This is a genomic window from Ensifer sp. MJa1 (assembly GCF_037026475.1).
GTDB lineage: Bacteria > Pseudomonadota > Alphaproteobacteria > Rhizobiales > Rhizobiaceae > Ensifer.
Map to the genome: position 1 here is coordinate 60,226 of NZ_JAKUMO010000014.1, position 19,618 is coordinate 79,843.

Sequence of the window (19,618 nt, forward strand, 5' to 3'; positions counted from 1 at the left end):
TTCCCGGATGAGCATTTGCTGCCCACCCGCGCGCCAACTATCTGTTGTGACAACACAAACAGGATGGGCATCATGGAACTCGGGCTTTACACATTTGCGGATGTCGATCCGAATGCGGCTGACAAGGGCAGGGAAGGGCAGCGTCGCCTCAAGAACCTTCTCGAAGAGATCGAGCTTGCCGATCAGGTCGGGCTCGATGTCTTCGGGCTCGGCGAACATCACCGTCCGGATTATGCGGCCTCCGCGCCGGCGGTGATCCTGGCGGCGGCAGCGGCAAAGACGAAGAACATCCGGCTCACCAGCGCCGTCACGGTGTTGAGTTCCGACGACCCGGTGCGCGTCTTCCAGCAGTTCTCGACACTGGACCTGATCTCCAATGGCCGCGCCGAGATCATGGCTGGTCGCGGGTCGTTCATCGAGTCCTTCCCGCTGTTCGGCCAGTCGCTCGACGATTACGACCAGCTCTTTGCCGAAAAGCTCGACCTGCTGATGGCAGTGCGTGACAGCGAGAAGGTTACCTGGGCGGGCGAAATGCGACAGGCGATCAATGATCGCGGGGTCTATCCGCGGCCACTTCAGGATCCGCTGCCGCTCTGGATCGCCGTCGGCGGCACGCCGCAATCGGTGGCGCGCGCCGGAGCACTCGGCCTGCCGGTGGCGCTGGCCATCATCGGCGGCGAGCCGCGCCGGTTCGCGCCGCTCTTTGATCTCTATCGCGAAGCGGCGCGCCGCGCCGGTCAGGATGCGGTCAAGCTGAAAACCAGCATCAACGTGCACGGCTTCATTGCCGACACATCCGATCTTGCCGCCGACCAGTTCTACGGGCCGCAGGCCGAGGTGATGAACCGCATCGGCCGCGAGCGCGGCTGGGGCCCGACCAACCGGGCGCATTTCGATCAGGCACGCAGCCGCAGCGGCAACCTCTTCCTCGGCGATCCCGAAACGGTGGCGGAAAAGATCGTCGAGAACTGGAAGCTCTTCCGCAACGATCGCTTCCTGTTGCAGATGGCGATCGGACCCATGCCGCACGACCAGATCATGCGCGGCATCGAACTCTATGGCACCAGGGTGGCGCCGCTGGTGCGCAAGGCCGTGGCGGAAGAGAAGGCTGCGGCCGCCGTCTGATCAGCGAAGGGCCGGGTATGCTTGCCCCCGGACCTGCCGCTCGGCGCTGGCGTAACGCCCGACGACACGCTACATGTGTGCGCGAAAGCGAGACACGGATGACCCTCAACAACGAAGAAGATCTGCTGCGGCTGAAGGAAATCGGCCGCATCTGCGCCAATGCGCTTCAGGCGATGGGCGAGGCCTTGGAGCCGGGCATCACCACGGCGGAGCTGGACGCGATCGGTCGCAAGGTGCTGGAAGAGTCTGGCGCCCGCTCGGCGCCCGAGCTCTGCTACAATTTTCCCGGTGCGACCTGCATCAGTGTCAACGAGGAAATCGCCCACGGTATCCCGGGCAGCCGGGTGATCAAGGCGGGCGATCTCGTCAACATCGACGTTTCGGCTGAAAAGGACGGTATCTTCGCCGATACCGGTGCCTCGTTCCCGGTGCCGCCGGTCACCGCCGCGATCGACCGGCTCTGCCGCGACGGCAAGCGGGCGATGTGGGTGGGATTGAAGCAGGTGCGTCCCGACCAGCCGCTCGCCGCCATCGGCAACGCCATCGGCGATTTCGCCCGCAAGAACCGTTACTCGCTGGTCACCAACCTCGCCAGCCACGGCATCGGTCGCTCGCTGCATGAGGAGCCGACCGAGATCGCCACCTGGCCCGATCCGCGCGAGCGCCGGCGCATGACCGATGGCATGGTCTTCACCGTCGAGCCCTTCCTGTCGATGGGCGCGCAATGGGCCGAAGGCGGCAATGACGACTGGACGCTCTACAGCGACCCGCGCGCGCCGACGGTGCAGTTTGAACACACCGTCGTGGTCACCCGCGGCGGGCCGCTCGTCGTGACGCTGCCCGGCTAAATCTCCGGTGCGACGGCGGTCTGACGGCCGCCGTCTCCCAGCCCTTGGTCACGACGCATTGCGGCGCCAGAGGGGCTGATCCGGTTTCAGAGGTTGCAGTAAGCCATTGAAATCGGCGACCGTTCGATTTTCTCAATAGGACCTTCAATTATTGTCGTTTGTGGTCGCCCGTGTTGCGGCGCAATAAAAGCGCATGACCACGCTCGACAGACCGCTCCAGACCAACATCACGGCCACGGCAACCGCCGGCGCCATCGCCATGGCCGTCGCCATGGGGTTCGGCCGGTTCTCCTACACGCCGATCCTGCCGGCGATGATGACCGATCTTAACATCTCCCCCGGTGACGCCGGCCTCATCGCTTCGGCCAATTTCGTCGGCTACCTCGCCGGCGCGATCCTGGCAGCCTACGGCTGGGCGCATGGGCATGAGCGCCGTATCGGTCTTGCCGCACTCGCTGCGACAACGGTGCTGTTGGCGGCGATGGGGCTTTCGTCCTCCGTCTTCGTGCTGGCGCTCATCCGCTTTCTCGCCGGGCTCGCCAGTGCCTTTGCGATGATCTTCATTTCCGGGATCGTGCTCGGCCATGGCCTGCTTGCACGCTCCGAACATGTGCCGACGGTGCATTTCGGCGGCGTCGGTCTCGGTATCGCGTTCTCCTCGCTCTGTGTCTGGGCCAACCCGCTTGCGGGGCATACAGGGCTGACGACGTCCGTGAGCGACTGGTTCACCGGTGCCCTGGTCGGACTGGTTGGAACCGCTGCGGTCGCCGCACTCCTGCCCGCTGTTCCTTCATCCGGAGCAGGGGCCTTGCGTGAAAAGCCGCTGCGCTGGACGCGACCGTTCACCGTTGTGACGCTGACCTACGCGCTCTTCGGTTTCGGTTACGTCATAACCGCCACTTTTCTTGTTGCCATGGCGCGCGACGCAAGCGGCGGCCACAGCTTCGAGTTTCTCGCCTGGCTGCTGACGGGCTTGAGTGCCGCCCTTTCCATCTATTTCTGGCGCTTCGCCGTGCCGCGTTTCGGCCTTGCCGGCGTCTACGCGATCGGCCTTTTGGTCGAGGCGGTAGGGCTGGTGCTGACCGTGAGCCTGCCCTTGCCTTACGCCCCGCTTGCCGGTGGCCTGATGCTGGGCGCAACCTTCATGATGATCACCGCCTATGGCCTGCAGATCGGCCGAAAGCTCGCACCGGAAAGCCCGCGCAAGGCACTCGCGCTGATGACCGCGGCCTTCGGGATCGGCCAGATCGTCGGTCCGCTGGTCGCCGGTTCCCTTGCGCAGCGTACCGGCAGCTTCGCCGCACCGACCCTGATTGCGGCAGCCGTGCTCTTTCTTTGCGGCGGTATCATCGTTGTCGAACTGAAGCGGATTTCGCAGGCGTTGAAGGGCTGACAGGGCGGTGGTGCATCTGCAATACCGCCCTTGAATGCCGTCGCTCGCCCGGATGAAATAGCAGTAACGTTTGTATTACCCGATTGTTGAGGACGGCGCTTTGCCCTAGTTTCGGCGCTTCGGGAGGCGAGTTGTTCTCCTCCTCCGAAACGAGAGTGCCGCACTTGTTCCTATCCTTCTTCCCGAAGCCGAAGCTCTTCTTCATTTCCTTTGTCGTCTGGTCGCTGGTTGCCATTGCCTTCTGGTATGGCGGAGGTGAGCAGCTCGGCACCGTCTTCGGCATGCCGCCTGTGCCATCGGATGCACCGCCGGTTGTCGGTATCTCCGCCTTCTGGTCGCCGGCCTTCATCTGGTTCTACGTCTACTTTGCGCTGGTCACCGGGTTGTTCGCGGCGTTCTGGTACGTCTATTCCCCGCATCGCTGGCAGAATTGGTCAATCCTCGGCTCGGCGCTTATCCTCTTCGTCACCTATTTTCAGGTGCAGGTGAGTGTTGCCATCAACAACTGGTACGGTCCGTTCTGGGACCTGATCCAGGCGGCGGTTTCCAAATCGAAGGTGGTGACGGCCGAAGAGTTCTACGGCCAGATCGCGGTATTTCTCGGCATCGCTTTGGTCGCCGTGGCCGTGGCCGTAATGACCCGCTTCTTCGTCAGCCACTATATCTTCCGCTGGCGCACGGCGATGAACGAGTATTACATGGCCCATTGGGGCAAGCTGCGCCATATCGAAGGTGCCTCGCAGCGTGTGCAGGAAGACACGATGCGCTTTTCGACCACGGTTGAAGGTCTCGGCGTCAGCCTGATCGACAGCGTCATGACGCTGATCGCCTTCACGCCGGTACTGATCCGGCTTTCCGCAAATGTCACCGAACTGCCGATCGTTGGAGCCATTCCTTATCCGCTGGTCACCGCAGCGGTGCTCTGGTCGCTCTTCGGTACGGTGTTTCTGGCCCTTGTCGGTATCAAGTTGCCGGGCCTGGAATTCCGTAACCAGCGTGTCGAGGCGGCCTATCGTAAGGAACTGGTTTATGGCGAAGACCACGCCGATCGCGCCCAGCCGCCGACGGTTGCCGAACTGTTCGAGAACGTTCGCCGGAACTACTTCCGGCTCTATTTCCACTACCTCTATTTCAACATCGCCCGCATCTTCTACCTGCAGATCAACAACATCTTCTCACTGTTGATCCTGGCGCCGTCGATCATTGCCGGCAAGATCACGCTTGGCGCGTTGAACCAGATCTCTGGTGCCTTCGGACAGGTCACCTCGTCGTTCCAGTACCTGGTTTCGTCCTGGCCGACGATCGTCGAACTGTTGTCGATCTACAAGCGCCTGCGCGCCTTCGAGGCAACGATCGACGAAGAGCCGCTGCCCGAGATCGATCAGAAGTTCATCGAAGTCGGTGGCGAAGAGGAACTGGCCTGAGCTTCATGAAAGCAGAGAGCAATCAGAAGGCGGTGCGACCCGCCTTCTTTTTTGCCTGCTCGATCATCGGCAGCGCCTGGGCGTAGCTGACGCAGGCGACGTCGGGCTTGCCGCAGACTTCGCCCAGCAATCTATCGAGCGCGCGCCAATAGGCGCCGCCGTTCATTTCGACGAAGTGGAAGCCGAGCTGCAGCGGGATGCGGTCGCCGGCATATTCGCGGTCGAAGGCTTTCCTGTAGGCCCCGTAGGTGCGCTCCTCGAAGCGGGCGCTGTCCTTCTTGTTCTCGACGCCCATCGAGTGGCGGACGAAGAGATTGTAGTCCATGCCGATGACGGGGCGTTGCGACGGACCCTCGGGGATCAGCGGCAGGCCGAAGCGCGGCATCCCGTCCTTGGTGGTCGGCCAGCCCGGCCCCTTGGTCACCAGGCTTGCATCATAGGTGAAGTTGTCCGCCTTCAGTGCCGGCAGCAGGCCGTCGCTCAAGGACAGATAGGGCGCGCGGAAGCCCTTGATGCCGGTTTTGGCAAACTCCGCCCAACCCGCCGGTTCCGCCTCGGGCTTGCCCGCCTTTTTCCAGGCGTCGGCGAGCGCCGTGTTGAATGTCGAAAACTCGCTCTCCCAGTCGGCCTGGCTCCAGCCCTTGCCGTCGAAATGGCCGCAGGCGTGGCTGGCGATGTCGTGACCGTCGAGATGGGCCTGCCAGATATGGCCGGCGCGTGCGGCGATTTCCTCACGGCTTTGGGCAAAACCGACATTGGAGCGACCGGGCTTCATCCCCGGCGGCCTGTAAATCTCCTTGCCGTCTGCTTTCGTCATCAGGAAGGTACAGGACAGGAAATAGGTGAAATGGGCGCCGGTGCGCTTTGCCATCGCCAGGCTTTTTTCCCAAAGCGCATTGTCATGAGCGCCATCGAAGGAGACGATCACCAACTGTCTGTCGCCGAGCGGAACGGTCGCCGGCGCTGCCGGTTCGGCTCCGGCAATGGCGGGAATGAGGGCGAATGACAACGCGAGGGAAATACGGATCATGATCAACTGCGACAATTGGTTTTGTCGCAGATGGTTCGAAAATGCGGCAATCCTTTGATCGCTCTGGAAAAAAGCCGCCATCAAGGCTACTCCATTGTGGCCTGGGCCAGAATCGGCTCAGGGGCGAATGACCCAGAAAATCAAAGTGCTACAGCGGTCCGCTTGCGTTCTCGCGGCAAGCGGGCGCTGGACTGGTCCGGTATCTCGAACAAAGCGGTGGCCCCATGGCGATACTCCTTCTCGGCATCATCCTTTTCCTCGGCCTGCATCTCATCCGCGTGGTCGCGCCCGGCTTTCGCGCCGGCGTCATCGCGAGCCGCGGCAAGGGCACCTGGATGGCGTTTTATGCAATCCTCAGCCTGATCGGCCTCTGTCTGATCATCTACGGTTTCGGCCAGGCGCGCGGCGAGGCCGGGATGCTCTACAATCCGCCGGTGTTCATGCGCCACATCGCGCTTCTCCTGATGCTCTTAGCCTTCATTTTCCTCGCCGCCGGTCTCCTGCCGGCTGGGCGCATTGCGGTCGCGGTCAAGCATCCGCAGGTGCTGTCGATCAAGACCTGGGCACTGGCGCATCTGCTGGCCAACGGCGAGACGTCCTCCGTCCTGCTGTTCGGTTCGTTTCTGGCCTGGGCAGTGATCCTGCGCATCTCGCTGAAACGCCGCGAGCGGGCAGGCGAACGGGTGCTGCCGGTGTTCAAGTCGGCGGTAAACGATGTGCTTGCCGTCGTCATCGGTCTTGTCGCCTATGTGCTCTTCGTCTGGAAGCTGCACGAATGGTTGATCGGCGTTGCACCCGTGGTGATGGGCTAAATAACGCCAGCCCCCTTACAAGCGCCGCAAAATCGGGTAGAAGGCGCAAAATCCATGAGAGCGCGACGCGCGCACGAATGTGCGTCGTGCATGCTCGAACAGTTTTAGAGTGTGCGTTCGTCCCCGACCGTCGAGTAGCGGTTGGAACGGCGGACCAGTGCAGGCAAGGCCGGGGCAATAGATGGCGAACCAAGACGACAGCTTTATCCGCGAGGTCAACGAGGAACTGCGTTCCGACCAGATGAAGAGCATCTGGACCCGCTTCGGTGGTGTCATCGTGGCGATTGCCGTGCTCATCGTCCTTGGAACCATCGGCAAGGTCGGCTTCGACTATTGGCAGGAAGGCGCATCCTCGAAGTCCGGCGATGCATTCCTGCAGGCGCTCAATCTTGCCAAGGAGAACAAGACCGACGAGGCGCTGGCTGCCTTGAGCGCGCTCGAGAAGGACGGCTATGGCGCCTATCCGGTTCTCGCCCGCTTGCGCGCGGCGACGCTGCAAGCCCAGAAGGGTGATACCGACGCGGCGGTCAAGGCGTTCTCCGCGATCGGCAAGGACGGCAGCGTGCCGGTCGCCATTCAGGAAGCGGCGCGGCTGCGGGCTGCCTACCTGCTTGTCGATGCCGGCACTTACGACCAGGTTTCGGCCGAGGTCGAGCAGCTTGCGACGCCGCAGAACAACATGCGCCATTCGGCGCGCGAAGCTCTGGGTCTCGCAGCCTACAAGGCAGGCGACTATGCCAAGGCAAAGACCTGGTTCCAGCAGATCGTCGACGACACGCAGAGCCCGCGTAACATTACCGGTCGCGCCCAGATGCTGCTCGACGTGATCGCTGCCAGCGGCAAGGCCTAAGTTTCCGCCTGTCCTTAAGCGGATGGGCGCAGGGTGCAAGACCCGTTCGAATCAGCGCATGATCCCAGGACCGATCTCGGTCTTGGGGTTGTGCGCTAAAGCATTTAAAGCAGTTCCAGCAAAAGTGCGTAGCGGTTTTGCGTCCGGAACTGCGGCAGATAGACAAGCAGTTCCAGCAAAAGTGCGTAGCGGTTTTGCGTCCGGAACTGCGGCAGATAGACAAGCAGTTCCAGCAAAAGTGCCTAGGCGGTTTTGCGTTCGGAACTGCGGCAGACAGACAAGCAGTTCCAGCAAAAGTGCGTAGCGGTTTTGCGCGCGGGATTGCGTCAAGGACAATCGGGACAGTTCCCGTTGGAACTGTCGCTGCCCAATGCGGCAGAAAACAAGATTAGAGTGCGGCCAGCCAATCGGGTGCTGCGCTCCAAGCGGAAACGGAACAGATCCATGAGCTTCACCGTCGCCATCGTCGGGCGTCCCAATGTCGGCAAGTCCACCTTGTTCAACCGTCTGGTCGGCAAGAAACTTGCGCTCGTCGACGATACGCCGGGCGTGACCCGCGATCGGCGCCCGGGCGAGGCCAAGCTGATCGACCTGCGCTTCCGCATCATCGATACGGCCGGTCTCGAGCAATCGGCCCCCGATACGCTGCAGGGCCGCATGTGGGCGCAGACAGAGGCCGCGATCGACGAGGCCGACCTGTCGCTGTTTCTTGTCGATGCCAAAGGCGGCCTGACGCCGGCTGACGAGACGCTCGCCGAAATGCTGCGTCGTCGCGGCAAGCCGGTGGTGCTGGTCGCCAACAAGTCCGAGGCGCGCGGCTCCGACGGCGGCTTCTACGATGCCTTCACGCTTGGCCTCGGCGAGCCTTGCCCAATCTCGGCCGAGCACGGCCAGGGCATGCTCGACCTGCGCGACGCGATCGTCGCAGCGATCGGCGAAGACCGCGCCTTCCCGCCGGAAGACGACGTGGCCGAAACCGACATCGACCTGCGCCCGACGTTCAAAGATGAGGACGGCGAAGAGGAAGAGGTCGAAGCCACCTATGACGAGACCAAGCCGCTGCGCGTGGCGATCGTCGGCCGCCCGAACGCCGGCAAGTCGACGCTGATCAACCGCTTCCTCGGTGAAGACCGGCTTTTGACCGGGCCGGAAGCCGGCATCACCCGCGATTCCATCTCCGTCGAATGGGACTGGCGTGGCCGCACCATCAAGATGTTCGACACGGCCGGCATGCGCCGCAAGGCCAAGGTGCAGGAGAAGCTCGAAAAACTCTCCGTCGCCGACGCACTGCGCGCCATCCGCTTTGCCGAAACGGTGGTCATCGTCTTCGACGCGACCATTCCCTTCGAGAAGCAGGACCTGCAGATCGTCGATCTCGTGTTGCGCGAGGGCCGGGCGGCAGTGCTCGCCTTCAACAAGTGGGACCTGGTCGAGGACTGGCAGGCGGTGCTCGCCGACCTTCGCGAAAAGACCGAGCGGCTCTTGCCGCAGGCGCGCGGCATCCGCGCCGTGCCGATCTCCGGCCACACCGGCTATGGTCTCGACCGGCTGATGCAGGCGATCATCGAGACGGACAAGACCTGGAACCGGCGCATCTCGACGGCGCGGCTCAACCGTTGGCTCGAATCGCAGACGATCCAGCATCCGCCACCGGCCGTTTCCGGCCGTCGCCTGAAGCTGAAATACATGACCCAGGTGAAGGCTCGCCCGCCGGGCTTCATGATCTCCTGCACGCGCCCCGACGCGCTACCGGAATCCTATGTGCGCTACCTGATCAACGGCCTGCGCAACGATTTCGACCTGCCGGGCGTGCCGATCCGCATGCACTTCCGCTCGGGCGACAATCCGTACGAGTCCAAGGCGAAGAAGCGCCGTTAAAGCAATTCCAGGAAAAGTGCGGAGCGGTTTTCCGTCCGGAATTGCGGCAAACAAAGCAATTCCAGGAAAAGTGCGGAGCGGTTTTCCGTCCGGAATTGCGCGAACTGAAAATGACCCCGCGGCTCAGGGCGTGGGCAGTTTTTCTTTCGCCACCAGTGCACCATGGTGCCCAATGACGCCGGCCGCGACGCTGGCCGCGAAGGCGGCGGCTTGCGCTGGCCTGTCGCCGGCGACAAGGCGGGCGACGAAGGCGCCGTTGAAGCTGTCGCCGGCGCTGGTGGTGTCGACCACGCGCTCGACCGGCGTTGCGGGCACATGTTCAATCGGTGCATCGCCGAAGGCGAGGGTCACGCCCTTCTCGCCATCCTTGACGACGACATTTTTGGCGCCGAGGCCCTTGTAGCGCGCGATCGTTGCCTCGATCGAGGCGTCGCCGAAATGGGTAACCTCGTCGTCGTAGCTCGGCATGACAAGACTTGCGGCACGGGCGCCGTCGGTCAGCGTGCGGCGCATACGCTCGGCATCGTCCCAGAGGCGGGGGCGGATATTGGGATCGAAGACCACCAGCTTGCCGGCGGCCTTGGCACGGCGCAGCTCCGACAGCAGGGTTTCGACCGCGTCGGGTGCCAGGATCGCCAGCGTGATGCCCGAATAGAGAATGAGGTCGGAGCCTTCGATCGCGCGTCGCAAGTGGTCTGCGTCGTCGGCGAGCAGCTTGGCGGCCGAGTGCGAGCGCCAATAGGAGAAGCTGCGCTCGCCATCCTTCAGGTGGATCATGTAGAGGCCGGCCGAGCGGTTCTCGATGCGGCGCACGGCTGACGTGTCGATCGCTTTTTCCGCCATGAAGGCCAGCATCTCGTCGGAGACGGTGTCGGTGCCGACGGCCGAGCAATAGCCGATGGTCCAGTCCGAGGGCATGAAGAGGCGGGCGTAGTAGGCGGCATTGAAGGTGTCGCCGGCGTAGCCCTTGCGCAAGAGCCCGCCTTCCGCCTGCATGAGCTCGACCATGCATTCCCCGATCGCAAGCATCTTACCGGCCACGTCTTTCTCCTCACAAGATTTCGCCAGAGACGGGATAAGGGGCTCGGCCGCATACGGCAAGAGATTGTTTCCCGGCGACATTCAAGCAACAGGCGCGCGAGGCGGGGAACGGCGTTTACTCCCGTCCCGGGCAAGGCTACACCTTGTCCAACGGATCGTCTTTCAGGGGGCATTCATGGCGTCTCTCAAGGTATCGGGTGAGGACTGGTGGCGCGGCGCGGTGATCTACCAGGTCTATCCGCGCTCCTTCCAGGATACCGACGACGACGGCATCGGCGATCTCAAGGGCGTCACGCGCAGGCTGCCGCACATCGCCTCGCTCGGTGTCGATGCGATCTGGCTGTCGCCGTTCTTCACCTCGCCACAGGCCGACATGGGCTATGACGTATCCGATTATTGCGACGTCGATCCGATGTTCGGCACGCTCGCCGATTTCGACGAGATGCTCTCCGAGGCACATCGCCTCGGTCTCAAGGTGATCATCGACCAGGTGATCTCGCACACCTCCGATCGCCATCCCTGGTTTGTCGAAAGCCGCTCGAGCCGCACGAACGGGAAGGCGGACTGGTATGTGTGGGCGGATCCGAAGCCGGATGGTACCGCGCCCAACAACTGGCTGTCGATCTTCGGCGGCCCGGCCTGGGAATGGGACGGGGTGCGCAAGCAGTACTACATGCACAATTTCCTGGGCTCCCAGCCGGACCTCAACTTCCACAATCCTGATGTCCAGGACGCGGTTCTCGATGCCGCCCGCTTCTGGCTCGATCGCGGTGTCGACGGCTTTCGCCTCGACACGGTGAACTTCTACTTCCACGACAAGCACTTGCGCGACAACCCGCCGCTCGTTCCCGACCCGGACGCCACCAGCAACGATGCGCCTGACGTGAACCCCTACGGCATGCAGGACCACCTGCACGACAAGAGCCGGCCGGAGAATGTCGCCTTTCTCCAGCGCTTCCGGGCGCTGCTTGACCGCTACGATGGCCGCATGACCGTCGGCGAGGTGGGCGACGGCGCTCGCTCGCTGAAGACGGTGGCCGCCTATACCGGCGGCGGCGACAAGCTCAACATGTGTTACACCTTCGACCTGCTTGGCCCGGATTTCACTGCAACCCATATCCGTCGCTGCGTCGAAAATTTCCAGAAGGCGGTGACCGATGGCTGGGTCTGCTGGGCCTTTTCCAATCATGACGTGACCCGCCACGTCAGCCGCTTTGCCCGGAGCGAGGCCGAGCGTGAGACGGTAGCGCGGCTGGCGATCACGCTGCTTGCAAGCCTGCGCGGCTCCATCTGCCTCTATCAGGGTGAGGAACTGGGCCTGCCTGAGGCGGAACTTGCGTTTGAGGACCTGCGCGATCCCTATGGCATCCGCTTCTGGCCGTCCTACAAGGGGCGCGACGGGTGCCGCACGCCGATGGCCTGGAAGGAGGCGGCGGCCAATGCCGGATTTACCGGCGGCACGCCGTGGCTGCCGGTGCCGCCGGAACACCGGCGCCTTGCGGTAAGCGTGCAGGAAACGGGCGACACCGTGCTCGCCCACTACCGGGCGACACTTGCCTTCCGCAAATCGCAGCCGGTGTTGCGTGATGGCGCGATGCGTTTCCTCGGCTCAAACGACGACCTGCTCGCCTTCGTGCGGGAGACGGGTGACGAGCGGCTGCTCTTCGTCTTCAACCTGACGCGCAAGCCCAAGGAGTTTCTGGCGCCTGCCGACCTTAAGCCCCTGGATTTGCCCGGATATCCGCCGCGGCTCGAAGCGGGTAGCATCAGGCTTGCCGGCCTGTCGGCCTTCTCAGGGAAGTTCTGATGCGCATCGTGTTGATGGATGAAGAAACAATCGGTCGCTGGGTCGAGATGCGGATGGCGCTGTGGCCGGACACGGCGGAGGCGGAGCACCGCGCCGAGATCCAATTCTGCCTTGCCGACAGCGAGCGCTATGCATCGTTTCTCTGCGAGGACGAGGCTGGCGTCGCTGCCGGCTTTGCCGAAGCGTCGATCCGCCGGGACTATGTCAACGGCTGTGAAACATCGCCTGTCGCCTTCCTCGAGGGCATCTATGTGCTGCCGCGCTATCGACGCCGTGGGGTTGCCCGGGCGCTGATCACGGCAGTGGAGCGTTGGGCGACAGCCCAAGGCTGTCAGGAGCTCGCTTCCGACACGGCGACGGACAATCTCAAGAGCCAGAGCCTGCACCTGACGCTCGGTTTCGAGGAGACGGAGCGCGTCGTCTATTTCCGCAAGGAACTGTCGCCGACGGCTGACAACTGAGTGCCACTCAGCCGATCAGCATGAACTTGTCGACGTCGACCAGTCCGCGGTCGGAGATCTTCAGGTGCGGGATGACCGGCAGCGGCAGGAAGGCGAGTTGCAGGAACGGCTCCTCCAGCGTCGCGCCGAGTGCAAAGGCCGCGTGCCTTAGATGGTGAAGCGTGTCGCGCACGGATTCGTAAGGCTCGAGGCTCATCAGGCCGGCAACCGGCAGCGCGATCTCACCGGTTACCTTGCCGTCCTCGACGACGACGAAGCCGCCCTTGATCTCGCCGAGCCGGTTGGCGGCGATTGCCATGTCCTCGTCGTTGACGCCGACGACGCAGATATTGTGGCTGTCATGGCCGACGGTCGAGGCGATCGCACCCTTCTTCAGGCCAAACCCTTGCACGAAACCGTTGGCGTGGTTGCCGTTGACGCCGTGGCGTTCGATGACGGCCACCTTGATGATGTCGCGGCCGAGATCGACGCCGGTCTGGTTGCCGACGGCGGGCAGTCGGTAACGACGGTGTTCGGTGATGATCTTCCCGGGCAGCACGCCGATAACCGAGGTGTCACCATCGGCAACGGGGATCCCGAAGGCACTGGCGTGGACATGGCCGGCCTTGACGCTGTCGAGGCCGACGGGAGCGACGGGCTTGCGGGTGGCAAAGAGCGCATCGGTCACGCGGCGGCCACCGGAAAATACCGTCTCCGCCTTGCAGTTTTCCAGGCTGTCGATCACCACGAGATCGGCGCGCCAGCCGGGCGCGACAAGGCCGCGGTCCCGCAGCCCGAAGGCGCGGGCGGCCGAGATCGAGGCGGCGCGATAGATCGCCAGCGGCTCGACGCCGGCTGATATCGCCGTGCGGATCATGTGGTCGAGATGGCCCTGCTCGGCGATGTCGAGCGGATTGCGATCGTCGGTGCAGAGCGCCAGTTGCGGCGACAGGCGTTCGGTGATGATCGGCATCAGCGCGTGCAGGTCCTTGGAGACCGAGCCCTCGCGCACGAGGATGTGCATGCCCTTGCGGATCTTCTCCATCGCCTCCTCAGCCGTGGTGCATTCATGGTCGGTGCGGATGCCGGCGGCGAGATAGCCGTTGAGATCCTTGCCCGAAAGCAGCGGCGCATGGCCGTCGATATGGGCGCCCTGGAAGGCATCGAGCTTGGCAAGGCAGACCGGGTCCTTGTGCACCACGCCCGGGAAGTTCATGAACTCGGCAAGGCCGATGACCTTCTCATGATGGCGGAAGGGCAGGAGCCTTTCGATCGGCAGGTCCGCACCCGAGGTTTCCAGATGCGTCGCCGGTACGCAGGAGGAGAGCTGGACGCGAATGTCCATGATCGTTTCGAGCGCGGAATCGAGGAAATACTCGATACCCTCGGTGCCGAGCACGTTGGCGATCTCGTGCGGGTCGCAGACGACGGTGGTGATGCCGAGCGGCAGGACGCAGCGGTCGAACTCATGCGGAGTTACCAGCGAGGATTCAATGTGCAGATGCGTATCGATGAAACCCGGCACGACGATGCGCCCGGTGATGTCGATCTCCTCGCGACCTTCATAACTGCCGAAGGTGCCGACGATGCGGTCGCCGGAGATCGCGATGTCGGAAGCGACCAGTTCGCCGGTTACGAGGTCGAAGAAGCGGCCGCCCTTCAAGACGATGTCGGCAGGCTCCCGTCCGACGCCCTGATCGATGTAGCGTTCCAGCGCTTCGGACATGAGCAACTCCAATTCTTCGTGTATGCGGCCACGGACCCGATTTCTGTCGGGGCGTGTGTGGATTCGGCATGGTGGATAAGAGTAACCCTTCCCCCGTCGCCGGGGGAAGGGTCAAGATTGTCGGCGAGCAGCCTGCTCAGATGTTGCTGTTGAGAACGGCGCGCAGCTTGCCGAAGAGCTCGTCGATCTGGGCCTTGGTGATGATCAGCGGCGGCGACAGCGCAATGATGTCGCCGGTGGTGCGGATCAACAGGCCGCTCTCATAGGCCTTGAGGAAGGCGGAGAAGGCGCGCTTGGTCGGTTCGCCGGCGATCGGCTGCAACTCGATCGCGCCGATCAGGCCGAGATTGCGGATGTCGATGACATTCGGGCAATCCTTGAGCGAGTGCAGGCCTTCCTCCCAATAGGGGGCGAGCTCGGCGGCGCGGGTAAGCAGACCCTCTTCCTTGTAGGTGTCGAGCGTGCCGAGTGCTGCGGCAGAGGCGATCGGGTTGCCCGAATAGGTGTAGCCGTGGAAGAACTCGATCATGTGCTCCGGGCCATTCATGAAAGCATCATGGATCTCGGAGGTGACGAAGACCGCGCCCATCGGGATGACACCGTTGGTCAGGCCCTTGGCGGTGGTGATGATGTCGGGCTTCACGTCGAAGTACTGGGCGGCAAAGGGCGTGCCGAGGCGGCCGAAACCGGTAATCACTTCATCGAAGATCAACAGGATGCCGTGCTTGGTGCAGATCTCGCGCAGCTTCTGCAGGTAGCCCTTCGGCGGGATCAGCACGCCGGTGGACCCTGCGACCGGCTCGACGATCACGGCCGCGATGGTGGACGCATCATGCAGCGTGACGATGCGCTCGAGCTCGGTCGCAAGATCGCCGCCATGTTCCGGCTCGCCGCGGGTAAAGGCGTTCTTGGCCGGAAGATGCGTGTGCGGCATGTGGTCGACGCCGGTGAGCAGCGTGCCGAACATCTTGCGGTTGGAGACGATGCCGCCGACGGAGACGCCGCCGAAGTTGACGCCGTGATAGCCGCGCTCGCGACCGATCAGCCGGAAGCGCGAGCCGTCGCCCTTGGCGCGGTGGTAGGCGAGCGCCACCTTCAGTGCGGTATCGACCGATTCCGAGCCGGAATTGGTGTAAAGAACGTGGTTCATGCCCTCAGGCGCGATGTCGACCAGGCGGTTCGCCAGTTCGAAGGCCTTGGGGTGGCCAAGCTGGAAGGCCGGCGCATAGTCGAGTTCGCCCGCCTGTTCGCTGATCGCCTCGGTGATCTTCGGGCGACAATGGCCGGCGTTGACGCACCACAGACCCGCCGTTCCGTCCAGCACCGTGCGACCGTCATGGGTCGTGTAGTGCATGTCCTTGGCGCCGACGAACAGGCGCGGCTCTTTCTTGAACTGCCGGTTTGCGGTGAACGGCATCCAGAAGGCGCGCAGGTCGTTCGGCGTGTTGAGGCGGTTCGACATTTCAGTTCTCCTCGGTCTCTTTTCTCGTCCGGGGGGCGTTGCCACCCCTATTTTTTACCCTTTGGTCAAACTAACAGGGCACCGGGTCGCGTCAAGCCGTGGGCGCTTCACACAAGTGAGACTGCAAGGGGCGAATTTACGCCGCGTGGCCGGAAATTTTCTCAAGCTTAACCTGTTTGCGGCAAGGCTCTCCTGCCATGCCTTGCCGGGTCCATGGCCGCCTACCAACCGGGCATTGCGCCCGGCAACCGGTCAGGACAATTGGGAGCTGGGGACGTGTCGAGGTTCGGGATAGCACACGCGGCGATTGTCGCGCTTTTCCTGCCCGGCATGGCGGCGGGCGCCGAACTGATCGCGGACGGCCATTTCAGCGAGGATAAGGACGCGTTCTGGGCAAGCGACGGGCTGAAGCTCGAACGCGCAAACGGCCGGCTCTGCGTCCGGGTTGAGAGCAACGATGAGGCTTGGAGCCAGATCATTGGCGTCAACGGCCTGAAACTGGAACCGGGCCGGATCTATCGTTTGTCAATGACGGTTGCCACCGAGCCGGCACGCGCGGTTTCGGGACGGGTCCAACGGGCCCAGGAGCCTTGGACGGCGGCGACCGAGTTTACCGTCGCGGGTTCGCCGGACGGCACCCCATTCTCCACCGAATTCGAGGCGCTGGAGCCGGACGAAGCGCAACTGGTGTTGCCGCTCGGCAGCAGGGAGCCCGGCCGCGTCTGCCTGGACGACGTGTCGCTGGTGGCGACCGGCGCCGTGTCGCCAGCGGCACGACGGGCGAGCGAGGGTCCTGCCATTCGCGTCAATCAGTCCGGCTATCTCACGGACGGCCCGAAGCGTGCGACCTTCGTCGCCGATGCGAAACAGGCGATCGACTTTCAATTGCTCGATGCGAAGGACCGGATCGTCGGCAAGGGCAAGACCCATCCAAGCGGTTTCGATCCGACCGCCGGTGTCGGCACGCAGATTGCGGATTTCTCGCCCTTCTCCGTGTCCGGTGACGGTTATCGCCTGGTCTCCGGCGACTGGGCGAGTGATCGCTTTTCTATCGGCGAAGACCTTTACGGGCAGTTGCGTGTGGACGCGCTCTCCTGGTTCTATCCGCAGCGCAGCGGCATCGAGATCAAGGGGGCGATCGCCGGCAAGGCCTATGCTCGGCCCGCCGGCCATGTCGGCGTGGCGCCGAACGTGGGTGACACGGCGGTTGCGTGCCTTAGCGGCGAACAGGCCGAGGCGCTCTATGGCGGCTGGTCCTGTTCCTACCGGCTCGATGTCACCGGCGGCTGGTACGATGCCGGTGACCACGGAAAATATGCCGTGACTGGCGCATTGTCTGCGGCGCAGTTGCTCGCGGCCTACGAACGTGGCCTTTTCTTTGCTCCCGGCTCGCCGGTGACGCGCGACGGGCTCTCCCGCATTCCCGAAAACGGCAATGGCCTTCCCGACATTCTCGATGAAGCGCGCTGGGAGCTCGACTTCCTGCTGCGAATGATGGTTCCGGATGGCGAACCACTGGCCGGCATGGTGCATCACAAGGTGCATGACACCGCCTGGACCACGGCGCCGATGCTGCCGAGTGACGATCCGCAGCCGCGGGCGCTGCATCGCCCGTCGACGGCGGCAACGCTCGATGTCGCTGCCGTTGCCGCCCAGGGTGCGCGGCTCTTTGCCGATCAGAACCCGTCCTTTTCGGCCCGCTTGCTTGCGGCCGCACGCAAGGCCTGGGTGGCCGCCAATGCAAGCCCCGCCCTGTTCGCACCCAAATCCGATGGCCTTGCCGGTGGTGGCGACTACGACGACGACAGCATCTTGGACGAGCTCTTCTGGGCAGCGACCGAACTTTATCTGACCACCGGCAACGGCGAGTATCTCAAGACCCTGCAGGCTTCGCCGCTCTGGACGGACGACGTCTTGTCTCCTGGTGGTGCATTCGACTGGCGCAACGTCGCCGGCTTCGCGCGGCTGCAACTGGCGCTTTATGGCTCGGGTCTGCCAAAGGCGGATCAGGAGGCGATCCGTGGGTCGGTGCTTGTCGCCGCACGGCACTTCCTGGCTTTGCAGCAGACGGAACCCTTCGGTCTCGTCTACCAGCCGCGGGAACGTCGCTACGATTGGGGGTCGAACCAACTGATGCTGCAGAACCTCATCGTGCTGTCGGCCGCCTTTGATCTGTCGGGCGAGAAGGCGTTTCTCGACGGTGTGCGGGAGGGCATGGATTATATTCTCGGCCGCAACGCCATGGGCCTGTCCTATGTCACCGGCTACGGTGCCCGTTCGCCGCAGAACCAGCACAGCCGGTGGTACGCGCGCCAGCGCGACCCGAGCTTGCCCGCTCCGCCGGTCGGCTCGCTCGCTGGCGGACCGAATTCCACCCTTGTCGACGATATCGCCAGGGAGCGCCTGCGCGGCTGCGCGCCGCAGACCTGCTATGTCGATGACGTCGAAGCCTATGGGTCCAACGAAATCGCCATCAACTGGAATGCGCCGCTCGTCTATGTCGCGTCCTTTCTCGCCGATGCCCGCTAAAGTCGTGAAACTTCAGATTCGCTCTTTGCGCGTTCGGTTTTTGATTTGTCGCATGTCGTTATCGCAAAACCGCTACGCACTTTTGCGCGACACGCTTTAGGAGGTAGCTTGACCGGGATAGCCTTTGTCGGAACCGGCTTCGTCGCCGACTACTACATGACGACGCTCGCCAACCATCCGGAGTTGCGACTGGCCGGCGTCTGGGATCGCGATCCCGAGCGGCTGAGCGCCTTCGCCCGTTACTGGAAGGTTCCTGCCTATGCGTCGCTGGACGCGGTGCTTGCCGACCCGGCCGTAACGATCATCGTCAACCTGACGACGCCGGAAAGTCACTACGTGATCAACCGAGCGGCCCTTTCCGCAGGCAAGCACGTCTATTGCGAGAAGCCGCTGGCGATGACGGTGGACGAGGCGAGCGAACTTGTCGAGCTTGCCGCCGAGCGCGGACTTGTGCTTGCCGGCGCGCCGGCGAATGGCCTCAGTGACGCGCAGGCGCTCTGTGCAAGCCTGCTTGCGTCAGGGACCATCGGCACGCCGCGACTGGTCTATGCCGAAATGGAAGACGGCCCGGTGTACAAGGCGAACTGGCGTTCCTGGCGCAGCCGCTCTGGCGCGCAGTGGCCCGGCGTCCATGAGTTCGAAGTCGGCTGCACGCTCGAACATGCCGGCTATGCCGCAAGCTGGCTCGTCTCTCTGTTCGGTCCGGTTGCCGAGGTCAGCGCAGTTTCGGCCCTGACCTTTCCGGATAAGGGGCCAGGAACCGAGACACTGTCGCTCGGCCCTGACTTTTCCGTCGGATGCCTCACGTTTCGTTCGGGCGTGACCGCCCGCGTTACCTGCGGCCTTGCGGCGCCGCGCGACCGCTCGCTGACTGTTATCGGCGACAAGGGCACGATCGTCGTTCGCGATCTCTGGGACAACCGTTCGCCGATCCACGTCGAGGCCTTCGGCACCAGACGCTCGTTGACCCATCGAGGGCTCGACTGGCTGGAGTGGAAGCTTGGGCGTAAGCTGCCGGTGCGCCTCTATCCCGGCACGAAGGTGCGCTACCCGAAGGTTTCGTCCGCGCCGGCGCTTCCGGCCTTTCCGTCGCAGATCGATTTCGTCCGCGGCATTGCCGTTCAGGCGGAGGCGATTGCGGGCGGTGAAGTGCCGTTCTTTTCCGGTGCGACGGCGCGGCATCTGACGGAGGTCGTGCTTGCGCTCAACGGCGGCTGGCGGGACTACCGTCCGCTTGATCTCTAGTCTAGGAG

16 protein-coding genes are annotated in these 19,618 nt (G+C 63.4%); 11 read left to right on the forward strand and 5 right to left on the reverse strand.

Annotated features, from left to right (window positions below):
* Positions 1-72 precede the first annotated feature (72 nt).
* The 4 genes from MKZ91_RS19010 to sbmA all read left to right on the forward strand — a co-directional run bounded on the left by MKZ91_RS19010 (position 73) and on the right by sbmA (position 4,790).
* Complete coding sequence (locus MKZ91_RS19010) at positions 73-1,125, forward strand: LLM class flavin-dependent oxidoreductase (protein WP_336172624.1); 1,053 nt, start codon at positions 73-75, stop codon at positions 1,123-1,125.
* A 98-nt stretch (positions 1,126-1,223) separates the two neighbouring features.
* Positions 1,224-1,973 carry a type I methionyl aminopeptidase gene (map, locus tag MKZ91_RS19015; protein ID WP_336172625.1) on the forward strand — a complete coding sequence of 250 codons (750 nt, stop codon included), beginning with the start codon at positions 1,224-1,226 and terminating at the stop codon, positions 1,971-1,973.
* Positions 1,974-2,166: 193 nt separating this feature from the next.
* Positions 2,167-3,366, forward strand: a complete 1,200-nt coding sequence (locus tag MKZ91_RS19020; RefSeq protein WP_336172626.1) for an MFS transporter — start codon at positions 2,167-2,169, stop codon at positions 3,364-3,366.
* Between the two features lie 164 nt (positions 3,367-3,530).
* The gene (gene sbmA / locus MKZ91_RS19025) at positions 3,531-4,790 is read left to right on the forward strand and encodes a peptide antibiotic transporter SbmA (protein ID WP_336172627.1); all 1,260 of its coding nucleotides are present in this window, start codon (positions 3,531-3,533) and stop codon (positions 4,788-4,790) included.
* A gap of 22 nt (positions 4,791-4,812) precedes the next feature.
* Here sbmA and MKZ91_RS19030 read toward each other — a convergent pair whose 3' ends face one another.
* Positions 4,813-5,820 carry a polysaccharide deacetylase family protein gene (locus MKZ91_RS19030; RefSeq protein WP_336172628.1) on the reverse strand — a complete coding sequence of 336 codons (1,008 nt, stop codon included), beginning with the start codon at positions 5,818-5,820 and terminating at the stop codon, positions 4,813-4,815.
* A 224-nt stretch (positions 5,821-6,044) separates the two neighbouring features.
* On the opposite strand from MKZ91_RS19030, the gene MKZ91_RS19035 reads away from it, so the two are divergent.
* Both MKZ91_RS19035 and MKZ91_RS19040 read left to right on the forward strand, forming a co-directional pair.
* Positions 6,045-6,632 (forward strand): NnrU family protein, encoded by a 588-nt coding sequence (locus tag MKZ91_RS19035; RefSeq protein ID WP_336172629.1) that lies wholly within the window; start codon positions 6,045-6,047, stop codon positions 6,630-6,632.
* A gap of 181 nt (positions 6,633-6,813) precedes the next feature.
* On the forward strand, positions 6,814-7,482 hold the full coding sequence (locus MKZ91_RS19040) for a tetratricopeptide repeat protein (protein WP_336172630.1): 669 nt from the start codon (positions 6,814-6,816) through the stop codon (positions 7,480-7,482).
* Between the two features lie 104 nt (positions 7,483-7,586).
* Here MKZ91_RS19040 and MKZ91_RS19045 read toward each other — a convergent pair whose 3' ends face one another.
* Entirely contained in the window at positions 7,587-7,718 is a 132-nt protein-coding gene (locus tag MKZ91_RS19045) for a hypothetical protein (RefSeq protein WP_336172631.1), read from the reverse strand.
* Positions 7,719-7,926: 208 nt separating this feature from the next.
* Between MKZ91_RS19045 and der the strand changes: the two genes are divergently transcribed.
* Positions 7,927-9,360, forward strand: a complete 1,434-nt coding sequence (gene der, locus MKZ91_RS19050; protein WP_336172632.1) for a ribosome biogenesis GTPase Der — start codon at positions 7,927-7,929, stop codon at positions 9,358-9,360.
* Positions 9,361-9,483: 123 nt separating this feature from the next.
* On the opposite strand, the gene MKZ91_RS19055 is transcribed toward der, so the two are convergent.
* A complete protein-coding gene (locus tag MKZ91_RS19055; RefSeq protein ID WP_336172633.1) occupies positions 9,484-10,401 on the reverse strand; it encodes a sugar kinase in 918 nt (305 codons plus the stop codon).
* 175 nt (positions 10,402-10,576) lie between these two features.
* Here MKZ91_RS19055 and bglA point away from each other — a divergent pair, with 175 nt between their 5' ends.
* Together bglA and aac(6') are read left to right on the forward strand one after the other, a co-directional pair.
* Positions 10,577-12,208 carry a beta-galactosidase BglA gene (gene bglA, locus MKZ91_RS19060; RefSeq protein WP_336172634.1) on the forward strand — a complete coding sequence of 544 codons (1,632 nt, stop codon included), beginning with the start codon at positions 10,577-10,579 and terminating at the stop codon, positions 12,206-12,208.
* Positions 12,208-12,669, forward strand: coding sequence for an aminoglycoside 6'-N-acetyltransferase (aac(6'), locus tag MKZ91_RS19065; RefSeq protein WP_336172635.1), 462 nt, complete (start codon positions 12,208-12,210; stop codon positions 12,667-12,669). The genes bglA and aac(6') overlap by 1 nt, the downstream gene beginning before the upstream one ends.
* 7 nt (positions 12,670-12,676) lie before the next feature.
* Here aac(6') and ade read toward each other — a convergent pair whose 3' ends face one another.
* Together ade and MKZ91_RS19075 are read right to left on the reverse strand one after the other, a co-directional pair.
* Entirely contained in the window at positions 12,677-14,374 is a 1,698-nt protein-coding gene (gene ade, locus MKZ91_RS19070) for an adenine deaminase (protein WP_336172636.1), read from the reverse strand.
* Between the two features lie 136 nt (positions 14,375-14,510).
* Positions 14,511-15,836, reverse strand: a complete 1,326-nt coding sequence (locus MKZ91_RS19075; RefSeq protein WP_336172637.1) for an aspartate aminotransferase family protein — start codon at positions 15,834-15,836, stop codon at positions 14,511-14,513.
* A gap of 276 nt (positions 15,837-16,112) precedes the next feature.
* Here MKZ91_RS19075 and MKZ91_RS19080 point away from each other — a divergent pair, with 276 nt between their 5' ends.
* Positions 16,113-18,365, forward strand: coding sequence for a glycoside hydrolase family 9 protein (locus MKZ91_RS19080; protein WP_336172638.1), 2,253 nt, complete (start codon positions 16,113-16,115; stop codon positions 18,363-18,365).
* Between the two features lie 156 nt (positions 18,366-18,521).
* A complete protein-coding gene (locus MKZ91_RS19085; RefSeq protein WP_442892316.1) occupies positions 18,522-19,610 on the forward strand; it encodes a Gfo/Idh/MocA family protein in 1,089 nt (362 codons plus the stop codon).
* The last annotated feature ends 8 nt before the right edge of the window (positions 19,611-19,618 follow it).

What these genes read in the sequence shown, in the direction of transcription:
- map (WP_336172625.1), top strand. Translation starts at nt 1,224, where the DNA reads ATGACCCTCAACAACGAAGAAGATCTGCTGCGGCTGAAGGAAATCGGC.
- MKZ91_RS19075 (WP_336172637.1), bottom strand. Translation starts at nt 15,836, where the DNA reads ATGTCGAACCGCCTCAACACGCCGAACGACCTGCGCGCCTTCTGGATG.
- MKZ91_RS19030 (WP_336172628.1), bottom strand. Translation starts at nt 5,820, where the DNA reads ATGATCCGTATTTCCCTCGCGTTGTCATTCGCCCTCATTCCCGCCATT.
- bglA (WP_336172634.1), top strand. Translation starts at nt 10,577, where the DNA reads ATGGCGTCTCTCAAGGTATCGGGTGAGGACTGGTGGCGCGGCGCGGTG.
- MKZ91_RS19035 (WP_336172629.1), top strand. Translation starts at nt 6,045, where the DNA reads ATGGCGATACTCCTTCTCGGCATCATCCTTTTCCTCGGCCTGCATCTC.
- MKZ91_RS19010 (WP_336172624.1), top strand. Translation starts at nt 73, where the DNA reads ATGGAACTCGGGCTTTACACATTTGCGGATGTCGATCCGAATGCGGCT.
- der (WP_336172632.1), top strand. Translation starts at nt 7,927, where the DNA reads ATGAGCTTCACCGTCGCCATCGTCGGGCGTCCCAATGTCGGCAAGTCC.
- MKZ91_RS19040 (WP_336172630.1), top strand. Translation starts at nt 6,814, where the DNA reads ATGGCGAACCAAGACGACAGCTTTATCCGCGAGGTCAACGAGGAACTG.
- ade (WP_336172636.1), bottom strand. Translation starts at nt 14,374, where the DNA reads ATGTCCGAAGCGCTGGAACGCTACATCGATCAGGGCGTCGGACGGGAG.
- MKZ91_RS19085 (WP_442892316.1), top strand. Translation starts at nt 18,522, where the DNA reads ATGACGACGCTCGCCAACCATCCGGAGTTGCGACTGGCCGGCGTCTGG.
- MKZ91_RS19020 (WP_336172626.1), top strand. Translation starts at nt 2,167, where the DNA reads ATGACCACGCTCGACAGACCGCTCCAGACCAACATCACGGCCACGGCA.